Origin of the sequence: Xanthomonas sp. LMG 12460 (genome assembly GCF_009192895.1) — a bacterium.
In the GTDB taxonomy this organism is placed as follows: Bacteria; Pseudomonadota; Gammaproteobacteria; order Xanthomonadales; family Xanthomonadaceae; genus Xanthomonas_A; species Xanthomonas_A sontii.
This window is the reverse complement of the sequence record NZ_NKUH01000096.1, coordinates 1-20,180: the sequence shown is the minus strand read 5'-3', so window position 1 is coordinate 20,180 and position 20,180 is coordinate 1. Positions and strand designations below refer to the sequence as shown.

The window sequence follows — 20,180 nt, the reverse complement described above, 5'->3', positions numbered from 1 at the left end:
CTCATCGCCACGCGCTTCGATCGCAAGCCAACTCATTTCTTGGCTTTCCTGTATCTGGCCTCTATCCCAATGTGGCTGAAATGAATGTCGATACAGCCTAGCAGCGGCGCAGCAGACGCATCGGCCACCGCAGCGCGGCGGCCGTGCCGTTCGGCTCAGCGCACGTCGCGCAGTTCCCAGCCGCTGCCAGCCAGCAGGCGCAGGCGCTGCTTGAGGATGTCGCCGGGGATGCTGGTGGTGGCGGACAGATCGATGCGCAGATCGTCCTGGCGGCCGGTCACCCGTGCCGCCGGATCGGTCACGCCCAGGGCCGGATCGACCTCGTCCGGCTCCGGCTGCAGCGCGCGCCAGCGCTCGAACCAGGCCGGGTCGCTCAGCGCGGCCTGCAGTTGTTCGGCGAAGGCGTCGGCGCCGTGCGCAGTGAAGCTCAGCGACGGGTTGCTGCCGCGGGCACGGGCGGGATCGGGCAGGCTGATCGAGTAGGTGACGGCCATGGGCATCTCTTGTGGGCGGTACGAAGCGGCGCAGCCTAGCAGAGCCGGCAGCGACCCGCCGTCGACGCGGCCCGCGGGCGATCAGCCGAAGTGCAGCGCCTCCCCGGCGAAGCCCAGCACCAGCGCGCCCTTGCCGACGTTGACCATGCCGGTCAGGCTCATCACGCTCTCCAGCAGCTCTACGCCGTGGCCGTCGCAGGCCTGGCGCAGCGCCGCGTAGCCGGGCAGGGCGCGCAGTTCCGCCAGCTCGCCGCCATAGCTCAGGCACAGCGTGGGCGTCATCAACCCGGCGGCCACGCGCTTGGCGGCCAGGCCGAACAGGGTCTGCACGGCGTGGTCGAAGCCCTTGAGCTTGGCCACCGGCGCGGTCTCGCCACGGTGGCAGTGCAGCACCGGCTTGATGTCCAGGGCCGAGCCGAGCGCGGCGCTGAGCAGGCCGACGCTGCGGTCGCCCTTGCTGCGCGCGCGGCTGCGCAGGTAGTACAGGTCGCGCGCGATCATGTAGCCGTGGGTGTGCTCGGCCAGCGTCTCCAGCCGCTCGCGGATGGCCTGCACGCCGGCACCGTCGGCACGCAACCGCACCGCCTCGACGGCGATCACCGCCTGTGCGGCGAACAGGTTGCCGGTGTCGATCACCCGCAGCGCGAACGGCGAGGCGTGGCCGGCTGCCTGACGGATCGGCTTGTAGTCGTTGAGGATGGCGAAGCCGGCCTGCTGCGCGTGATCGTGGATCGGGCTGCGGGTCTTGGCGATGGTCAGGCAGAACACGTGGTCGTAGTCGATGACCAGCCGGCTCAGGAACAGCTCGCGGATCTGCGCCACGCTGTACGGCACGGTCTCGGCCTCGGCGCCGTGCGCGCTGACCTGCGCGTGCAGGAATTCCAGGGTCGCCGCTTCGTCGCGCTGATCGGCCAGCACGGTGCCGCCGAGGCGCACGCTGATCGGCAACACCACCAGGTCATACTGGGCGATGTAGTCCTGCGGCAGATCGCAGGCGGAATCTACGACGATGCCGATGCGCATCCGCTGAAACTCCAGTGATTGGGGAGATCGATGGACATGGCGACCGCTCAGGCGTTGCGCTGCACCGCGACCGGCAGCGCGCTCAGGCGCGCCATGTCGCCGCGCTGCAGCAGTTGCGGGTCGGCCAGCACCGCGCGCATCAGCGGGTGCGCGTCGTTGCCCCACAGCAGGGTGTCGTCGATCTGCAGGGTCGGCACGCCGAACACGCCGGCCGCCAGCGCCTGTTCGGTGTTGGCGCGCAGTTGCGCCTTGACCTGCGCATCGGCGGTGGCCGCGGCCACGTCGGCGATCCCCAATGCCTGGCCGACCGGCGCGAGGGCCGCGGCGTCGTCGCCCGCGTGGCCATCGCGCCACAGCCAGTCGAAGAGCGCATCGATGGCCTGCGGCGTGGTGCCGGCGGCGATGCACAGGCGCAGCGCCGTCAGCGGGTTGAACGGATGTGCCGGCGGGAAGCGCAGCGGCACGCCTTGCTGCTGCGCCTGCCACTGCACGAAGCGATAGGTGAACTCGCGCTTGTGCGGCACCTCGGCCGGCCCGCGCGTCTGCAACTGCGCCAGCACCGCGCCGAACACGATCGGCACCGGCTGGATCCGGGCGAACTCCGGAAGCGCTTTCACCTGCTGCCAGTGCAGATAGGAAAACGGCGAGATGAAATCGAAATACCAGCGCAGCGTCATCGTGCTTCTCCGCAATGACCGATCAGCTTAGCGCGACCTCGCGCGCGCCGCGACTGCGTACATCGGCATGCTGCAGTGCGAGATGTCGCCGCCGACCGTTCGCCCGGCGACCGCAATGCGTAGACGATGCCGTGGCGGAAATCTCGCTGGCACGCGATATCTGTGAAGCGCCGCGCGGCCGTGGCCTGGATCGCGGTAGCGCTATTGCGCTGGCGCATGGCATGCGCGGGTCTTGTCATAGCTCGTGGTACGCGCACCTTGCTAGCGTCCGCCGCGGCAGTAGATTCGCTGCCCCTGCACGCTCAGGAGAGATCGCCATGCACGCTTCCGCTTCCGTTTCCGCCGCTGCTTCGCCGCGCCTTCCCGCCACGGTCGTCAGGTCGCCGCGCGGCTGGGCGCGGACCCTGCGCGCGCTGTTCGCCACCGCCCTGCTCGCCATCGCGCCGATGGCGCTGGCCGGGCCGTACCAGGTGTACGGCAACCAGTACGCCTGGGTGAACAACTTCAACGACCCCAACAACGTCATCCAGGGCACGTTCCACAGCGGCAGCACGCCGAGCATGACCGTGACCTTCAATTTCCCCAACGCCAGCCTGTACGGCTATCCGGCGATCCTGCGCGGCTCGCACTACGGCTTCAATCCCACTGCCGACCGCACCTTCCCGCGGCAGGTCTCGGCGCTGCGATCCTTGCCGTCGACCTTCGCGTACTCGTCCGGCGGCAGCAACCTGGCCGGCGACTTCGCCTACGACCTGTTCTTCCGCTGGGACAGCACGGTGTCCTCCAGCGCGATCCCGCAGGCCGAAGTGATGATCTGGGGCGGCCACAACTCGTACCCGATCGGCACGCTCACCGCCAGCAACGTCATCAGCGCCGGCGGCTACACCTTCGATCTGTGGGAAGGCATGAACAGCGCTGCCGGCTACTACGTCTACACCTTCATTCCGCACAACACCGCCGGCCAACCAACCCTGCCGAGCAACGGCAATCTCAACATCGACATCAAACCGTTCCTGAGCTGGCTGCATACGCACCGCGCGCAGGACGGACGCTTCAGCAACGCGATGTACCTGCACGTGGTCGAGGCCGGTTTCGAGGTGGTGCGCGGCAACGGCTGGGCCTGGATCCAGGCCAATATCGGCGCCAACTGACGGCGCCGCATGGGCGCCGCCGTTCCTGCCTGGCTCAGCGCGGCGGCGCCTTGCACAGTGCCGCGTTGTGCCAGGCGGCGCGGGCGATCGGCAGGAACCCGTCGGCATCGCTGGGCGGCAGGCTGTTGCGCACGTCCTCGGCACCGCTGCCGGCGCGTTCCAGCACCGGTGCCAGCGTGCGCAGGCAACCGGCGCGGTCGCCCAGGTGATACTGGGTCAGCGCCAGATCGGTGCGGACCTGCGCGGCGTCCAGCCAGAACAGGGTCTTGCCGCAGCCGTCCAGCAGCGCGGCCAGAGTGCGTTCGGCGTTTGCGTAGTCCTTGGCCTGGTACTGGCGCAGGAAGCGCGCGCGGGTGGCCTCCGCCGCCTCGGGCACGCAGGCCGGCGCGGCGCGTCGGTAGTCGCCTTCGAACCAGGCGCGTGCGCCGCAGTAGTCGCGGCAGCTGTCGGGCGTGAGCGCCTCGACCCGGATGGCGTCGCCCTCGGCGTGCAGGCGGGTGCGGCACAGCGACGCGGGATCGTCGTCGTGCGCGCGGGTGAAGCCGAGTTCGTCCTGCAGCGTGCCGTCCAGCGCACAGGTATGGCCGTTGGCGCCGGTGACGTCGAGCGAGAAGCCCAGACCGTCGGCGTCGCGCGCCACATCGAGGCGGTCGCCGCCATCGGCGAGATAGACGCCGGGTGTGGGCGGCGCGGCGCCGGCGCCGCAGGCGAGGGCCAGCAGCGCCAGCGGCAGCAGGCGCTGGAGGGACAGCGAACCGCGCATCGGGATGTCTCCGTCGGGCCAGGGGCGCAGCGTAGCAGCGTGGCGACGTCCTCGCCGGCGCGTGTGGCGCGTCTGCCCGCAGCGCCTCACGGCGCGAGCCATTGCACGCTGTCGAAGACGATGCCCGGGCCGAGGAACCCGTTGTCCGGCGAGCCCGAGGCGACGTCGATGTCCAGCGTGTTGAGGCCTGCCTGCAGCGCGCTGGCCGGAATGTCGAACAGATAGACGGTGTTGTTGCCGCGGTAGGTGCCGCGGGTGATGCCGCGGCTGTCCGGCTGCTCCGGCCGCGGCGGCACGGGTCCGCTCCAGCGATCGTTCACCCGCAGCTGCGGACGGCCGCCGGCCTGGGTCAGGGTGACGAACAGACGCAGGCGGTAGGCGTGGACCTGTCCCGGCGAGAGCACGAAGGCGATGTGCGTGGGCGTGTTGACGCCGCGCCATTGCGCCGCCGGGAATGCGTCGAGAGAGTCGTGGCCCACGCGATAGGTCAGCGGTCCCCATGGCGCCATGCGCCGGTCGGAGGGATGCGCGCGCGCCAGCAACGCGGCGTTGCGGAAACCGGCCGGCGTGCCATCGGGATCGCCGATCTGCCAGATCGCCTGGCCCGGCAGCGGCACCGCGTGCAGCTCGGCCTGCGCGGTGGCCGCGGCTGCGATCTGCACGGTGTCGTGGGCCACCTCCAGCTCGTTCTGGTACAGCGCGATACGGTACGCGCCGGGGCGGATGCCGGCGATGCGGAAGCGGCCGTCGGCATCGGCCCTGGCCCAGTACTGCGCCTGCGCGTTGCGCAGGGCGACTACCGCGGGTTGCCCCGCGGCGATGCCGGAGACCTGGCCGGCCACCGCGCCGCGCGCCGCCGTGCCCAGGAAGCCCTGCAGACCCAGCGACGCGTCGACGAAGCGCAGGTCCGGCGGCACCTGCGCTTCCGCGCCGCCGCGGCTGAACTGCAGCACGTACACCCCGTGCAGGCCGCCGCGGTAGGGTTCGGTCTGGGTGTGGTTGGAGAACATGTAGTTGTACAGCTCGTGGGTGCGCGCGGTCCGCTGCGTGGCGATGTCCTTGAAGAACGGCCCGCCCGCGCTGTGTTCGCGATCGCCCATCCACATCCGCACCGCGAGGCCGGGGCCGCTGACGCCATGCACGGTGTCGTCGATCGCGCGCCGTGCCGAGTAGAACTTGGAGCTGGTGCGGCCGTCCGGCAGCAGGAATACGTCCTTGCCTTCGATCGCGGTGCCGATGTTGGAATCCGGTTCGCGCTCGGCGTCGGGCAGCTTGGTTGCGTCGAGGCGGGCGATGAAGCGCAGTTCGCCGACCGGCAGCAGGGTCGGCGCATAGGTGGCCAGGTAGAGCGCGTCGCGGCCCTTGCGCGCCATGTAGTACTGCACCAGGTCGCCAGCGCTGGCCGAGACCACGATGGTGTCGCCGGCAGTGCGTGCGGCGACGCGGGCGCTGCCCAGGCCCGAGGCGATCTGCGAGTGCTTGGCTTCCGGACTCTCCAGTTCGACGCCGCGGTAGCGCATGGAGACCACGTCGCCGGTGCGGGCGTCCACGCTGAACTGCAAATCGGCGCCGCTGTCGACGACGACGCGATCGCCGACCCGAGCGACGCCGAAATCGACTGCGTTTGCCAGCACGGGTGCCGCGGCGTACAGGGCGAGGCAGCACAGCAGCAGGCGAAGCAAGCAGGGCATGGCGGCGCGGGCGACGGCAGCGAGGCGCACAGCCTACTGCGCGCGGACGCGGACGCGATGCCGTTTCCGCGCGGCGGTGGGGCAGCGCTCAGGTGCGCATTGCGGGGCGTCGCCACCGGCGGGACGGCATCGTCAGTGCGATGCCGTCCCGGCGTGCTCGACGCGGTTTAGTGCGTGTACGCCTTCGGCAGCGCGCCGTTCTGCTGCATGTAGCGGTCGCGCAGTTCGGTCTGCCGCGAGCGCATCGGGATGGCGCGGCCACCCAGCCAGACCTGTTCGGCATAGTGCGCCACGTCCAGCGGGTCGCCTTCCCACAGCACCAGGTCGGCGAGCTTGCCCGGGGCGATGCTGCCCAGGCGATCGCCCACGCCGAAGGCCTCGGCCGGGACCCGGGTCAGGCCGGCCAGGGCGGCGTCCCACGGCAGCCCGTGCGCGACCGCGTTGCCGGCCAGTTGCCGCTGCTTGCGCGCGTTGTGCGCGCCGTCGCCGCCCTGGGTGAAGCTCACCGCCACGCCGGCGGCGTTGAGGCGCGCGGCGTTCTCCAGGGTGGCGCCGATCTGGTCGAAGCTGGCCGGCAGGTCGTCCAGCGCGTTGACGAACACCGGCACCTGCGCCTTCGCCAGTTCCGGCGCCAGCTTCCAGGCCTCGTCTCCGCCGGCGATGGCGATGCGCACCTTCTCGCGCTGTGCCCAACGCAGCAACTGGCGGATGTCTGCCGCGCGGTTCACCGTCACCACGATGCGGCCCTGGCCGGCGAGATAGCGCGCCAGCACCGCGCGTCCGGCCGGGGTCAGCAGCGCATGCGGCGAATCGGCGGGCATGCGCCCGCGCGCTTCGGCCACCAACTGGTCGAGCAGCATCCACTGCGCCGCGCGCGACTTGCCGCTCAGTTCCAGCGCATCGCTGCCCAGGTGCAGGTACAGCGCGCGCGGGCCGATCGGGTCGGCGCCGCCGTCCAGGCGCATCACCGCGCCCTGGCCGGCGACGAAGGCGCCGCCTGTGTTGGCGCCGAGCGCGGTGAAGCCGATGCCTTCCACCCGTGCGACCGGGATCAGCACCGATTCGGGGTTGTAGGCCAGGGTCACGTCGAACTCCGGGCGCATCGGCTGGTCGTGCGGCAGGGTCAGCGTGCTGTCGACGGTGGAGGCCTCGCCGGAGACCTCCTCGATGCCGATCTCGGTGATGCCGCCGAACAGCGCCGGGGTCAGCGGCCGGCCCTTGGCCTCGACCGCGGCGACGCCGGCCGGCGCGCTCAGGCCGGGGCCGACCGCGCGGATCACCCCGCCCTGGACCAGCACGTCGGCATTGGCGAGGGTGCCGCGGGCGCTGGCGGTGTGCACGGTGGCGCCGCGGATCAGCACGTCCTGGGCGAACCCGGGCGCGCTGCCGAGCAGCAGGCAGGCGGCCAGGGCCAGGCGCTGCGCCAGGCGACGGGACGAGAGCAGGGCGCGGCTCATCGGGCAGCCTCCTGGCCGAGCATGAAATCGGAGGTCGGTTGCAGGCGGCGGTCGGCGCGGTCGTAGACCTGCGCGCCGTCGATGTAGACCTTGTCGGCCAGGGCGTAGGAGCTGAAGGGATTGCCGTTCCACAGCACCACGTCGGCCATCTTGCCCGGCTCCAGCGAACCGGTCTGCCTGTCGATGCCCAGCGCCTTGGCCGGGTTGCTGGTCAGCCAGCGGATGGCGCGTTCGGGCGGGATGTCCATGCCGGCACGGCGGCCGGCGGCCATCGCCTTGGCCGCTTCCTGGTTGAGCCGCTGGATGCCTTCCTCCGAATCCGAGTGCACGATCGCACAGCCGTTGGCGGGGCGGTCGACCAGGGCGATGTTCTCCTGGATGCCGTCGAAGGCCTCCATCTTGAAGCCCCACCAGTCGGCCCACAGCGCGCCGCAGACGTTCTCCTGGGCCAGGCGGTCGGCGATCTTGTAGGCCTCCACACCGTGGTGGAAGGCGGCGATCTTGAAGCCGAACTCCTTGGCCAGGTCGAGCATGGTGGTCATTTCGTCGGCGCGGTAGCAGTGGATATGCACGCGGATGTCGCCGTTGATGGCGCCGGCCAGGGTATCCAGCTTGAGGTCGCGCTTGCCGCCGCTGTCGCCGCTGCTGTCGTTGTCGCCGTTGCCGCGGCTCCACCAGTGGCGCTTGGGCGGGCTCTTCTGCTTGGGCGCGTTCTTGCGCAGGTATTCGCTGGCGTCGATGAAGGCGGCGCGGTAGCCGGCGACGTTGCCCATGCGCGTGGACGGGCCGCCCTTCTCGCCGTACACCCGCTTGGGGTTCTCGCCGCAGGCCATCTTCAGGCCCCATGGCGCGCCGGGAAACTTCATCGCCTGGTAGGTGGTGGCCGGCACGTTCTTGAGGGTGACACCGCGGCCGCCGACCAGGTTGGCCGAGCCGGGCAGCACCTGCAGCGCGGTGACGCCGCCGGCCAGCGCGGTGCCGAAGCCGGGATCCTGCGGCCAGATCGAATGCTCGGCCCACACGTTCGGGGTCACCGGTGCGGTCGCCTCGTTGCCGTCGCTGTGCGCGCTGACGCCCGGGCTGGGATACACGCCCAGGTGCGAGTGCACGTCGATGATGCCGGGCGTCACCCACTTGCCGTGGCCGTCGATGCGGGTGGCGTTGGCCGGCGCGGCCAGCGCGCGGCCGACCGCCTGCACGCGGCCGTCCTGCAGCAGCACGTCGGCATCGTCCAGGCGCTCGCCGGTGCCGGTGAGCACGGTGGCGTGTTCGATCAGCACCGGCACCGACGCCAGCGCGCGATAGGTGCTGGGATAGGGATCGTCGACGAAACGCGAGGCCGCGGCGGCCGGGCCGCACAACGCCACGCCCAGGCAGGCGAGCAACAGATGACGCATCGAATTTTCCCCGGAAGATGAACCCGGCCCTTGCGGCCGTGCCCGCACGCTAGCCCGAGCCGGCGCGCTTGCCAAGTGCGGGTGCGGCATCGGCGCGCCCGGCTGCACCGGATCGCGACGCGGAACCTGTTATGCAGCGCGATTCTCGCCCATGGACACCGCAATGACCGACACCCCTGCGCGCACCGTCGTGGACTTCTGGCGCAGTGCCGGCCGCGAACGCTGGTTCGCCGCCAACGACTCCTTCGACGCCAATGTCCGCCAGCACCTGCTGGAGGCGCATCACGCCGCCGCGCGCGGCGAACACAGCGACTGGCTGACCGACGCCGAAGGCGCGCTGGCGCTGCTGCTGTTGCTCGACCAGGTGCCGCGCAACGTGTTCCGCGGCAGCGCGCACGCCTTCGCCACCGACGGCCTGGCCTGCCGCTATGCCGACCAGGCGCTGGCGGCAGGGTTCGACCAGGAAACCGACGCGGAACTGCGGATGTTCTTCTATCTGCCCTACACGCATGCCGAGGACGCGGCGCGGCAGCGCCAGGCGGTGGAGCTGTTCAGCGCGCTCGGCGATGCGGAGTCGCTGCAGTGGGCGGTGGTGCACGAAGACGTGATCCAGCGCTTCGGTCGTTTCCCGCACCGCAATGTGGCGCTGGGGCGCACGACCACGCCGGAGGAGCAGGCGTTCCTGGATGCGGGTGGGTTTGCCGGGTGAGGGAGAGGGGCTGCGCGTTCGCTGCGTCATGGCAGCGAAGCCAGTGGCGCATCGGATGTCATTGCAGTCGGGACTGGAGTCTTTCCCACAGGGCGACATCAGGCTGCTGGCGCGGCCGCCAGCATTCGCCTGGTACGCGCACCGGAGACAAGGAATGCGCTTCTTGTGGGGGCGGCTTCAGCCGCGACGAGCGAAGCCATCGGCGCATTCGACCTCATTGCAGTCGGGACTGGAGTCCTTCCCACAGGGCGACATCAGGCTGCTGGCGCGGCCGCCAGCATTCGCCTGGTACGCGTACCAGAAACAAGGAATTCGCTTCTTGTGGGAGCGGCTTCAGCCGCGACGAGCGAAGCCATCGGGCGTATCGGGTGTCACTGCAGTCGGGACTGAAGTCCCTCCCACAGGGAGCGCCGGACTTCGGTGCTGCCGTCAGCACTTGCGCAAGACGCCAGGCGAGTGTGTGCCCAGGGTAGGAGCGTATGCGTGTGGCGATCGCGGCGCGCGGGCACAAAAAAGGGCGATCATTCGATCGCCCTTTCGACACGTCCGCACGGGACGCAAGCCACGAGGTACCCGACTCAGTACTTCGGCACGCTGCCGTCGACCTGGTCGGTCCAGGCGTCGATGCCGCCGACCACGTTGTGCACCTTGCTGAAGCCAAGCGAGCGGAAATGTTCGGCCGCCTGCGCGCTGCGACCGCCGCGGTGGCACAGGAAGGCCAGGGCGGTGTCCTTCGGCAGCGCTTCCAGTTGCGCGCGCTGCTCGCCGTCGAGGGTGCGGAACGGCACATTGACCGCTGCCACCGCGCGCTCTTCCGGCGGACGCACGTCCACCAGGAGCAGGCCGCCGGCGCGTACCTGGTCGTCGGCGTCGCGCGGGCTGAGGTCCTGCACCGGCTTGGGCGCATTGGGATTGTCGATGGCCAGGCCGCGGCCGCGGATGTCGTCCACCCAGTCGATGGTGATGCCGTCGGCGCGGCGCGCGCTGCCCAGGTCGAACTGCACGCGCAGACCGTTGGACTCGGCAGCGATGGCGTTGGGATCGGTCGGCGCCAACTGGAAGTTCGGCTGGAACTGCGCGTCGATCGCCAGCGCCAGGCTCGCGCCCGGGGCGTCGGCCAGCGCGCCGCGCAGCATCTCGGCGGCGGCGTCGGTGATGGTGATCGACGGTGGTGTGCGGTCCGGCGCGGCCACGCCGAGCAGTTCGCTCAGCTCGCCGCTGCCGGCCATCTGCAGGATGATGTCGCTGCCGCCGATCAGCTCGCCGTCCACGTACAGCTGCGGGATGGTCGGCCAGTCGCCGTAGACCTTGATGCCCTCGCGGATGTCCTGGTCGGCCAGCACGTTGACGTGGGCGAAGTCGACGCCGAGCTCGTTCAGCGCGCCCACCGCCTTGGCGGAGAACCCGCACTGCGGCATGCTCGGCTGGCCTTTCATGAACAGCACGACGCGGTTGGAGCTGAGCAGCGTTTCGATACGGGAGCGCAGGGCGGGGTCGAGGGACATGGCAGGCAGTCGTCGCAGAGTCGGACCGGTCATTCTACGCCGCATGGCATCATGGGGCATGACAGTTCCGGAAACGCTGCATCGCATCCCGCGCCACCCGTACCGCTGGCTGCCCTGGGCGCTGGCCTCGCAGGCGCTGGTGGCGGCGCTGTGGTGGGCGTATGGCTGGCCAGTCGGCCTGCCGGCGCTGCTGCTGTCGCACGCGGCGCTGGTGTTGCCGGTGTTCCTGCCGCGGGCGCGGCTGTACGCGCCGGTGCTGGACCGCCTGCCCGGCAGCGCGCCGCGGGTGTGGCTGACCATCGACGACGGCCCCTCCGACGACACCATGGCGATCCTGGACCTGCTCGATCGCCACCAGGCCAAGGCCACGTTCTTCCTGGTCGGTGCCCGCGCCGCCGCGCGCCCGCAACTGGTACGCGAGATCCTGCGCCGCGGCCACGGCATCGGCAACCACAGCCAGCACCATCCGCAGGCGTGGTTCTGGGCGCTGGGGCCGCGCCGCATGGCGCAGGAAATCGGCCAGGCGCAGCAGACCCTGGCCGCGATCGCCGGCACTGCGCCGCGCTGGTACCGCTCGGTGGTGGGCATGACCAATCCCTTCGTCGCCGCACCGCTGCGCCGGCATGGCCTGACCCGGGTGGCCTGGAGCGCGCGCGGCTTCGATGGCGTGCGCTGCGACCCCGCGGTCACCGTCGCGCGCATCGCCCGCGACCTGCAGCCCGGCGCCATCGTGCTGCTGCACGAGGGCGCGGCGCACGGGCACAATCCGGCGATCGTGGAGGGGGTGTTGCAGGCTGTGCAGGCGCGTGGGCTGGAGACGATCTGCCCGACCTGAGGCTGGACGCGCTTCCCCCGCTTGCGCTGTGGCGTGGTGCCGATGCGCATACGCTGCGGCGGCCATGTCCATGCACGGGGCGGCGTGCCGACAGGCCCCCGAGGGGTATCTGTCGCTCGCTGCACGGAGTAGTCGGCGCATGCGGCGAAGGCATGACCATCCGGCGTGTGCAGATGTAGTGCAGGCAGCATGGCGCAAGGCCTGGCTGCGCTTTCATCTGGTGCGCTTGTAACTGCGCACCTCCCAGCCGTCTCGCAGGCGAGTGACGAAGCAGTCATAGCCTGCCGCGTGCTGCGCGTCGAAGTACTGGTGCATCTCGGTGCGGTCCGCGAAGATGCGTCGCACGTCCGCGGTCTGGCGCCGCGACGGTGAGCGAATAGCCGCAGCGATCCCTCGCAATGTTGCCAGTAGTGGCGCAACATCCATGTGGCCCTCTGCCGAGTCCGTGGCTGGTCGGGCGGACTATCGCACATCTGAAAACCGTCCGCCAGGAACCGCCAGAGGCCGTCTTTCGCGCACTGCAGCCTTCAGTGCATGGAGGCCATCTCCATGCCGCTGTGCGGCGGCATGGCAGCTTGCAGCGGGGAACGCGCCGACGCGGAGGGCGCTCGCTGTCGCGCGCGCTGGGCCACGATCGGCGAGAAGGTCGTGCAGACCCGGAGTTCTCGCGACAGCTGCGACGTCAACGCGGCTCCGCCACGATCAGCCAGTTGTTGAACGGCGTGTTGCCGTACAACGGCGCGAAGCTGGCGCGCAGGCCGGCGGCGTCGAGCTGGGCCTGCAGGCTGTCGCGGGTGGGGTAGGCCTTGGGCAGTTCCTGCATCCAGCCGGCCAGGTGCGCGAGCACGTCGGTGATGCGGCTGGTGCGGCCGCGGCCGCTGGCATCGCCCAGGCCGCTGCGGATCACCAGTTTGGCGCCGGGCGTGAGCATGCGCGCCACGCTGCGGATCAGGTTGGACTGCATGTCGCGGTCCAGGTACTGCAGCACGTCCAGGATCGCGACGCTGCCGTGGTGCTCGGGCCAGGACTGGCCCAGGTCGACCACCGCGAAATGCGTGTCCTGCAGCCCGTTGCGGGCGGCGATGGCGCCGGCGCGGCGGATCTTGGCCGCGTCGATGTCCACGCCGTGGTAGCGCTGGCGCTGGCCGTCGGCGCGCAGCGCGTGCGCGAGCAGGCCCAGCCCGCAGCCCAGGTCCAGCACCGGCGCGTCGGTGCCGCGCAGCGCGGCGAGCACGCCGGGGTAGAGCGGATCGGTGCGCAGCTTGGTGCGCGTGTAGTAGTAGTCGTAGCGGTTGCCCAGCGGATGCGTGGGCAGGAAGGCGCGCGCGATGGCCAGGGCCTGCGGGCGGGTCATGGGCTGGGTGGTGCTGGCGTCGCGCAATGTCGGTCCTTGGCAGCGGGCGTACGCCAGCTAGGCTAACGCATCGCGTGCCGCCGGCAACAGCCGCGCGGTCCAGCGCGCATACATCGCCGCCGACGGATGCAGCCCGTCCGCGGCCAGCATCGCCGGGTCGCCGCCGCCATCGCGGCTGCAGCCGGTGATATCGACGAAGCGCACCGCGCGCGCGGCGCAGCAGGCCTGCGCGGCGGCGTTGAAGGCGTCGATCTGCGCGGCGATGCGCGCCGGATCGTGGGCGGGCGGCTGTGCGAACGCGGTCACGCCCCAATCCGGGATCGACACCGCCAGCACCCGCTGCGGCCGCGCGTCGGCGAAACCGATCGCACGCTGCAGCAGCGCGTCGAACTGCGCGCGATAGTCGTCGAGCGGATAGCCGCGGTACTGGTTGTTGACGCCGATCAGCAGCGTCACCAGGTCGAACGGCCCCTGCGGCGCGGCCGCGTCGATGCCGGCGTCCAGTTCGTCGGTGGTCCAGCCGGTGGTGGCGACGATCTGCGGATCGGCCAGCGCGATGCCGTCGCGGCGAAGCGCCGCGGCCAGTTGCATCGGCCAGCGTCCGTCGGCGTCCACGCCTTCGCCGATGCTGTAGGAATCGCCCAGCGCCAGGTAGCGCAGCGGTGTGTGCTCGGGCGTGGCGAAACTACCTTTGCTCATCTAAGCGGAACCGGCAGCTGCCATATCACCGGGATACGCGATCCAGGAACGGCGCACGCTTAGCCATTCCCCACTCACCGCCCCACAGCCGCCCGCGGCTTCAGCGGCACCACCTTGGTGGCATCCTCGGCGCGGCGCGCCAGGACACGATCGATGCGCGCGAACACCTCGCGCATCGTCGCCGCCTCCGGCAGCAGGGTGACGCGGAAATGGTGCCGGTAGGGCACGTTGAAGCTGGAGCCGGGCACCACCAGCACGCCTTCCTGTTCCATCAGCTCCAGGGCGAAGGCGTGATCGTCGAAGCCGCGCGCGGCGGCGCCGACCACGGCCGGGAACGCGTACAGCGCGCCGGCCGGCTGCACCAGCGACAGGTGCTCGCTGGCCGCGCACGCCTCGAGCACCGCGCGGCGCGTTTCGTACAGGCGTCCACCCGGGGCGCACAACGGCGAGATCGTGTCCGGACCGTTGACCGCAGCATCGATGGCGAACTGGCCGGGGACGTTGGCGCACAGGCGCAGCGCGCCGAGCAGGTCCATGGCGTTGCGGAAATCGCCGACGCGCTCGGCGTCGCCCGACAGCAGCGCCCAGCCCACGCGCCAGCCGCAGGCGCGGTGCACCTTGCTCAGGCCGCCGAAGCTGATGCACGGATGCGCGCCGGCCAGCGGTGCCACCGACACGAATTCCGCGTCGTCGTACAGCACCTGGTCGTAGATCTCGTCGACCATCAGCAGCAGGTTGTGCTTGACCGCGATGGCGACGATCTTCTCCAGCAGCGCCCGCGAGTAGCTGGCGCCGCTGGGGTTGTTCGGGTTGATCAGCACGATGGCGCGGGTGCGCGAGGACACCAGCGTCTCGATCTCCACCGGGTCGGGCTGGAAGCCGTTCTCCGGCGCGCAGCGGTAGTACACCGGGCGGCCGTCGTTGAGGATGGTGGCGGCCGACCACAGCGGGTAGTCGGGCGAGGGCACCAGCACTTCGTCGCCCGGGTTGAGCAGCGCCCGCAGCGACAGGTCGATCAGCTCGCTGACGCCGTTGCCGACGAAGATGCGGTCCGGGTGCGCGTCCGGATGCTGGCGCCGGGCGTAGGCCGCGGCGATCGCCTCGCGCGCCTCCGGCAGGCCCTGCTGGTGGGTGTAGGGATCGGTGCGGCCCATGTCGTCGGCGATCGCGCGCTGCAGATGTTCCGGGGCACGGAAGCCGAACGCGCCGGGATTGCCGATGTTGAGCTTGATCAGTTTGCGCCCCTGGGCCTCCAGCTCGCGGGCTCGCCGTGCCAGTTCGCCGCGAATCTCGTAGCGGACTTCGGACAGGCGTTCGCGGATCGCGAGCGGCTTGATCGGCAGGGTGGGCATCGCATTGGCCGGTGGGGCGTGGGACCTGCATGGTAGCGGAAATGTGACACCGCGGCGGGGCGGTGGGGCGCCGTGGTGGCGGGTCGTCTACGGCGCCCGGCCGCCACGCTAGGCGCTGCATTGGACGAGGCACCGTGGCTGGCCCGTGTGGCGGCCATACACCTGTCGCGCGGGTCATGCGCCGCTGCTGGCGACTCCCGGGGCGCCGCCTGCGGCGCGGGCCAACCACGCAAGGCGCCGCCCCGCGCGTGTCCCAGTGGCCGCCCTGCGCTCACCTTTGGGCGCGGCGCACCCTCTAGAATCCGCCCATGACCTCCTCCCCGATCGACTTCGACGCGTTGCGCCCCATCGGCTGGCCCTGGCCCGGATTGCCCGAGGAGCCGGCCTGGCGCGCGCTGTTCGACGCGCATCCGCAGGCGCGGCCGGCGCGGGTGGTGGAGCAGCACCGCACCGGTTATGTGGTCGCCGATGCGGTGGACACCGGATTCAAGGTCGAATCGCTGCCGGACTGGCAGCGGCCGCGCTTTCCGAGCCACGAGCGCGCCGCGGTCGGCGACTGGGTGTTGCTGGAGGACACGCGCATCGTCGCCTTGCTGCCGCGGCGCACCGCGATCAAGCGCGGCGCCGCCGGCGAGCACTATCACCAGCAGGTGATCGCGGCCAACATCGACACGGTGTTCATCGTCTGCGGCCTGGATGCGGACTTCAATCCGCGCCGGATCGAGCGCTATCTGCTGCTGGTGGGCGGCGGCGGTGCGGCGCCGGTGGTGGTGCTGACCAAGGCCGACCTCACCGAGTACGCCGACGACGCGTTGGCGGTGCTGGAGGAACTGGCGGCGCAGGCGATCCCGCTGCTCACGGTCAACGCCCGCCAAGCCGACAGTGTCGACGCGCTGCGGCCGTGGCTGGGGCCGGGGCAGACCGCGGTGCTGGTCGGCTCGTCCGGTGCCGGCAAGTCCACCCTCACCAACACCCTGCTGGGCGTGCAGAAGATGCGCACCGCGGCGGTGCGCGCCACCGACTCGCGCGGCCGCCACACCACCACCCATCGCGCGCTGCTGCCGTTGCCGTCCGGCGCCTGCCTGATCGACACCCCCGGCATGCGCGAACTCAAGCCCACCGGTGAGGAAGACCTGGCCGAAGGCGGTTTCGCCGACATCGAGGCGCTGGCCGCGCAGTGCCGCTTCAACGACTGCGCGCATCAGGCCGAGCCGGGCTGCGCGGTGCAGGCGGCGATCGAGCGCGGCGAGATCGAGGAGGCGCGCCTGGCCAACTACCTGAAGCTGCGCGACGAGGTCGCTGGTGCCGCCGGCAAGCTGGCGCAGCGTCAGGCGCAGAACGCGGCCGCCGGCCGCAGCGGCAAGCCCAGCGGTGGCAAACCGGGTGGCAAGCGTCCGCCACCGCGCACCCTGCGCCGCTGAGGCCAGGCGTGGCCAAGCGCGCGCTGCCCGTTGAGATCCGCCATCATGCCGCGCTCGATGCACGGCTGGTCAAGGCGGTGCGCGGCATCCGCCTGCTGGCCCTGGCCAGTTGGCCGGTGGCGCTGCAGGCGCCGTTCCTGGAGAGCGTGGCGCGCGGCCAGCCGCAACTGCCGCAGGTGGACTACCCCAGGCTGGATTTCGCCGACACCCGCCGCGAGCTGGCGGCGATCGCCGAGGCCGCCGATCCGGCACATCCGCTCGGCGCCTATCTGCAGGCCTCGGTGCACAGCTGGGATCTGGCCGCCGCCCTGCTCGAAGTGCTCGGCACGCCGGCAGTGGGCACGTATTCGGCGCAGTTGTTCGGCGTGCCGGACGACCCGATGCCCGGCCACGGTCCCACCACCCGCGAGGCCGCCGGCCATTTCATCCGCATCGCCCAGGAGCTGGACCGCGAGTTGTTCTCGGCCGAGGAGCAGGTGCCGGTCTCGGCCACCGCGTTGCGCCTGCTGTTGCAGCGCGACCTGGACGAATTCTTCGGCACGCGGGTGATCACGGTGGAACTGGATCCGGACCTGCTGGCCAAGGCCGCCGCCGGCGCGCAGCGCATCCGCCTGCGCTCCGGCGCGCACTTCAGCGATTACGACCGCGCGCAACTGTTCCACCACGAGGCGCTGGTGCATTCGCTGACCGCGCTCAACGGCCGGCAACAGGCGCAGCTGCCGAGCCTGGCGTTGTCCTCGCCGCGCACCACCGCCACCCAGGAAGGCCTGGCGACCTTCGCCGAGCAGATCACCGGCAGCATCGACATCGAGCGGATGAAGCGGATCAGCCTGCGCATCGAGGCGATCGCGCTGGCCCGCGACGGCGCCGACTTCATCGAGGTGTTCCGCTACTTCGATGCGGCCGGGCAGGCGCCTGCGGAGAGCTTCTCCTCGGCGCAGCGCGTGTTCCGCGGCGTGCCTACCACAGGCGGCGCCGCGTTCACCAAGGACACCGTGTACCTGCGCGGGCTGGTGTCGGTGCACACCTTCTTCCGCCAGGCGCTGCAGCGCGACCGGCTGCCGCTGTGCCGCTGGCTGTTCGCCGGCAAGATGGCGCTGGAGGACGTGGCCGCGTTCGCACCGCTGTTCGAGTCCGGCGTGCTGGCGCCGCCGCGCTGGTTGCCGACGTGGGTCGCGCGCGCCAGCGGCCTGGCCGGGATGCTGGCGTTCTCGCTGTTCGCCAACCGGATTCGCATGGATCAGGTGGAGTAGGGGGCTCCAGAAGGAAGTAGCTGCCGCTGCGGGAGGTCGGCGGCATTCGCAGCGACCAGTCGCGTGGACGATCCAAAGCGTCTAATGCGACTGCAGTGTTCCTGTGGCTATCGCAAACTTGTAGTGCGGGCTGTCGGCCGTTTGGTTTTTTGAAGAAACGAAAAGAAGTCCGAGGCATTTCTCTGGCAAGAAAGATGGTTCGCTCATGTCCGTCTTGCTTGCAGGGAGAAGAATCAAGTGCCTATGCTGGGTCGCGCATTTATCGCCAATAAGGAGGCTCGCGTGTCGACGACGGAAGGTAGGGGTGGGGACGTGGGAGCGGCTGGCGTCATCGCGCAGTTGCGCAGGCAAAATCGAATTCTGAAGATTTTTTCGGCTGTGGCGCTCGCCCTTCCTTTGACGCTCATGCTGATGGGGGCCCGAGGCGCTGGCAGCAAGCAGGTATTTTCCGAGATCGATGTCAATCGCATCAATATCGTCAACGAGGACGGGTCCAGGTCCATGGTGTTGGCCGCCCGCGGTTTGCTGCCCGATCCGGTGATGGGCGGGAAGGTCATGAAAACCGAGAGAAGCAATATGCCCGGAATGCTGTTCTATAACGGCGTGGGCGACGAGGTCGGTGGGCTCATCTATGACGGCAGTCTCGGTCAAGATGGAAAGCCCAGTGGCGGCGTGCATCTTTCGATGGATCGGTTCGGCGGAGATCAGCAAATCGCCCTGCATCACTACGAGGAGGGCGGCTTCATGGAAACCGGCCTTTCCGTATTCGATCGCGGACTTTCCAAGCAGTACGAAGGGCTGTATGAAAAGTATCTGGCGGCCCCGAATGGGCCGGAGAAGGATGCGCTGTTGAAGCAGTGGAAGGACGCGGGTGGTGAGCAGACACAGAGGCTCTTTGTCGGGCGTACTCGCGGAAAATCGTCTGCTGTGATTCTCGCGGACGATTCAGGAAATCCCAGGATCATCATGTCCGTCACGCCTGCTGGAAAGGCATCGTTGGATTTTATTGATGACAAGGGTGACGTCGTCCAGAGTCTCCCGGAAACCCCCGTCGTGAAGAAGTAGTGGCATGGTCGATACCGGCCATGGAGTTGCCGGAGTGGTCTGGTGTCTCGCTGGAGTGCGTCGGGTTCGATGCCTGGTCGCGTGCGTATGGGGTGGCGGCGCATCGGCATCGCGCCGCCCGCCTTATCGGCATCCACGCCATCATTCGGTGGATCTGGGTAGCCGCGAATTCCAGGGCGCGCTGCCGTTCGGCCTGCAGTTCTATTTCACGTCGAACAGGGCGCGCACTGCATGCAGCGTAGCCCGGACACGCATGGACTGACCCAGGACGCGGGCGACTTCGTCTGGTGTCTGGAGGCCGCCTGCATGTGGTTCGCAGGCTGCTCAACTGGCAGCTATCCGCTTTCTTACAAAATGGGCGACCCACCGCAGCGGCTGGGCTGCCACCGTAGCGACTGGCTTCGGCCGCCTTGCAGGATCGCGTGTGTGAACTGAACCGCAGTGCGCGATGCTCACCCGCCGCGAATGTACGGCTGCCGATACTGCGGCGCCCGGCCTGCCCCCGCATGGCCGCTTTCCCCTCACAAGGAGATCCGCATGAAGATCCTGATGGTGCTGACGTCGCACGACCAGCTTGGCGACACCGGCCACAAGACCGGCTTCTGGCTGGAAGAATTTGCCGCGCCGTACTACACGTTCAAGGATGCCGGTGCCGAACTGACCCTGGCGTCGCCCAAGGGCGGGCAACCGCCGCTGGACCCGAAGAGCGATGCGCCGGACGCGCAGACCGAAGCGACTCGCCGCTTCAAGGGCGACCCGGCGGCGCAGCAGCAACTGGCGAGCACGCATCCGCTGGCATCGGTGCGCGTGGACGACTACGACGCGCTGTTCTACCCGGGCGGCCACGGCCCGCTCTGGGACCTGGCCGACGAACGCGATTCCATCGCCCTGATCGAAGCGTTCGCACGCGCCGACAAGCCGATCGGCTTCGTCTGCCATGCGCCGGGCGTGCTGCGCCGGGTGACGGCGGCCGATGGCTCGCCGCTGGTGAAGGGCCGTCGCGTCACCGGCTTCACCAACAGCGAGGAAGCCGCGGTGGGCCTGACCGACGTGGTGCCGTTCCTGGTCGAGGACGAACTGCAGCGCCTGGGCGGCCAGTACAGCAAGGTCGCCGACTGGGGCGTGCACGTGGTCGAGGACGGCCGCCTGGTCACCGGGCAGAACCCGGCCTCGTCCGAGGCGGCGGCTGAGGCGTTGTTGGAGATGCTGAATAATTGATTCCCTCTGGCGCCCACGGCATGGTGGAGCGACATGCCGTGGGCGCTTCAGATCAGCCCACAGTTACTGTGCACTTGGGGCAGGTGCTTGGAGGGGGGGGAGTCGGAGTCCAGCCG

18 protein-coding genes are annotated in these 20,180 nt (G+C 69.9%); 7 read left to right on the top strand and 11 right to left on the bottom strand.

Features of this window, described 5'->3' with window-relative positions; translation table 11 throughout:
- Window positions 1-155 precede the first annotated feature (155 nt).
- The 3 genes from CEK66_RS17480 to CEK66_RS17470 form a co-directional block, all read right to left on the bottom strand.
- Entirely contained in the window at window positions 156-494 is a 339-nt protein-coding gene (locus tag CEK66_RS17480) for a hypothetical protein (protein ID WP_193312702.1), read from the bottom strand.
- 81 nt (window positions 495-575) lie between these two features.
- On the bottom strand, window positions 576-1,517 hold the full coding sequence (locus tag CEK66_RS17475; RefSeq protein WP_152237760.1) for a DegV family protein: 942 nt from the start codon (window positions 1,515-1,517) through the stop codon (window positions 576-578).
- A gap of 47 nt (window positions 1,518-1,564) precedes the next feature.
- Entirely contained in the window at window positions 1,565-2,194 is a 630-nt protein-coding gene (locus CEK66_RS17470; RefSeq protein ID WP_150410721.1) for a DsbA family protein, read from the bottom strand.
- Between the two features lie 317 nt (window positions 2,195-2,511).
- Here CEK66_RS17470 and CEK66_RS17465 point away from each other — a divergent pair, with 317 nt between their 5' ends.
- Complete coding sequence (locus CEK66_RS17465; protein WP_017915849.1) at window positions 2,512-3,345, top strand: cellulase; 834 nt, start codon at window positions 2,512-2,514, stop codon at window positions 3,343-3,345.
- A gap of 34 nt (window positions 3,346-3,379) precedes the next feature.
- Here CEK66_RS17465 and CEK66_RS17460 read toward each other — a convergent pair whose 3' ends face one another.
- The 4 genes from CEK66_RS17460 to CEK66_RS17445 all read right to left on the bottom strand — a co-directional run bounded on the left by CEK66_RS17460 (window position 3,380) and on the right by CEK66_RS17445 (window position 8,653).
- A complete protein-coding gene (locus CEK66_RS17460; RefSeq protein WP_152237759.1) occupies window positions 3,380-4,108 on the bottom strand; it encodes a hypothetical protein in 729 nt (242 codons plus the stop codon).
- 86 nt (window positions 4,109-4,194) lie between these two features.
- Window positions 4,195-5,799, bottom strand: a complete 1,605-nt coding sequence (locus tag CEK66_RS17455; RefSeq protein WP_152237758.1) for a rhamnogalacturonan lyase B N-terminal domain-containing protein — start codon at window positions 5,797-5,799, stop codon at window positions 4,195-4,197.
- Window positions 5,800-5,966: 167 nt separating this feature from the next.
- On the bottom strand, window positions 5,967-7,256 hold the full coding sequence (locus tag CEK66_RS17450; RefSeq protein WP_152237757.1) for an amidohydrolase family protein: 1,290 nt from the start codon (window positions 7,254-7,256) through the stop codon (window positions 5,967-5,969).
- The gene (locus CEK66_RS17445) at window positions 7,253-8,653 is read right to left on the bottom strand and encodes an amidohydrolase (protein ID WP_017913208.1); all 1,401 of its coding nucleotides are present in this window, start codon (window positions 8,651-8,653) and stop codon (window positions 7,253-7,255) included. Before CEK66_RS17445 ends, CEK66_RS17450 begins: the two co-directional genes overlap by 4 nt.
- Window positions 8,654-8,816: 163 nt before the next feature.
- Here CEK66_RS17445 and CEK66_RS17440 point away from each other — a divergent pair, with 163 nt between their 5' ends.
- On the top strand, window positions 8,817-9,362 hold the full coding sequence (locus tag CEK66_RS17440) for a DUF924 family protein (protein ID WP_152237756.1): 546 nt from the start codon (window positions 8,817-8,819) through the stop codon (window positions 9,360-9,362).
- A 578-nt stretch (window positions 9,363-9,940) separates the two neighbouring features.
- Here the strand turns inward: CEK66_RS17440 and grxD are convergent.
- Complete coding sequence (gene grxD, locus CEK66_RS17435) at window positions 9,941-10,867, bottom strand: Grx4 family monothiol glutaredoxin (protein ID WP_152237755.1); 927 nt, start codon at window positions 10,865-10,867, stop codon at window positions 9,941-9,943.
- A gap of 43 nt (window positions 10,868-10,910) precedes the next feature.
- Between grxD and CEK66_RS17430 the strand changes: the two genes are divergently transcribed.
- Window positions 10,911-11,702, top strand: a complete 792-nt coding sequence (locus CEK66_RS17430; RefSeq protein WP_193312701.1) for a polysaccharide deacetylase family protein — start codon at window positions 10,911-10,913, stop codon at window positions 11,700-11,702.
- A 682-nt stretch (window positions 11,703-12,384) separates the two neighbouring features.
- On the opposite strand, the gene CEK66_RS17420 is transcribed toward CEK66_RS17430, so the two are convergent.
- The 3 genes from CEK66_RS17420 to CEK66_RS17410 form a co-directional block, all read right to left on the bottom strand.
- Complete coding sequence (locus CEK66_RS17420; protein ID WP_017910897.1) at window positions 12,385-13,056, bottom strand: methyltransferase domain-containing protein; 672 nt, start codon at window positions 13,054-13,056, stop codon at window positions 12,385-12,387.
- Window positions 13,057-13,113: 57 nt separating this feature from the next.
- Complete coding sequence (locus CEK66_RS17415; RefSeq protein ID WP_152237753.1) at window positions 13,114-13,755, bottom strand: SGNH/GDSL hydrolase family protein; 642 nt, start codon at window positions 13,753-13,755, stop codon at window positions 13,114-13,116.
- Window positions 13,756-13,829: 74 nt separating this feature from the next.
- On the bottom strand, window positions 13,830-15,107 hold the full coding sequence (locus CEK66_RS17410) for a pyridoxal phosphate-dependent aminotransferase (RefSeq protein ID WP_017910899.1): 1,278 nt from the start codon (window positions 15,105-15,107) through the stop codon (window positions 13,830-13,832).
- A 308-nt stretch (window positions 15,108-15,415) separates the two neighbouring features.
- Between CEK66_RS17410 and rsgA the strand changes: the two genes are divergently transcribed.
- From rsgA to CEK66_RS17390, 4 genes are all read left to right on the top strand, one after another.
- Window positions 15,416-16,528 carry a ribosome small subunit-dependent GTPase A gene (gene rsgA / locus CEK66_RS17405; RefSeq protein WP_152237752.1) on the top strand — a complete coding sequence of 371 codons (1,113 nt, stop codon included), beginning with the start codon at window positions 15,416-15,418 and terminating at the stop codon, window positions 16,526-16,528.
- Window positions 16,529-16,536: 8 nt separating this feature from the next.
- Window positions 16,537-17,781, top strand: coding sequence for a flavohemoglobin expression-modulating QEGLA motif protein (locus CEK66_RS17400; protein ID WP_152237751.1), 1,245 nt, complete (start codon window positions 16,537-16,539; stop codon window positions 17,779-17,781).
- Between the two features lie 282 nt (window positions 17,782-18,063).
- Window positions 18,064-18,846, top strand: coding sequence for a hypothetical protein (locus tag CEK66_RS17395; RefSeq protein ID WP_152237750.1), 783 nt, complete (start codon window positions 18,064-18,066; stop codon window positions 18,844-18,846).
- 537 nt (window positions 18,847-19,383) lie between these two features.
- Entirely contained in the window at window positions 19,384-20,064 is a 681-nt protein-coding gene (locus tag CEK66_RS17390) for a type 1 glutamine amidotransferase domain-containing protein (RefSeq protein WP_152237749.1), read from the top strand.
- Window positions 20,065-20,180 lie beyond the last annotated feature (116 nt).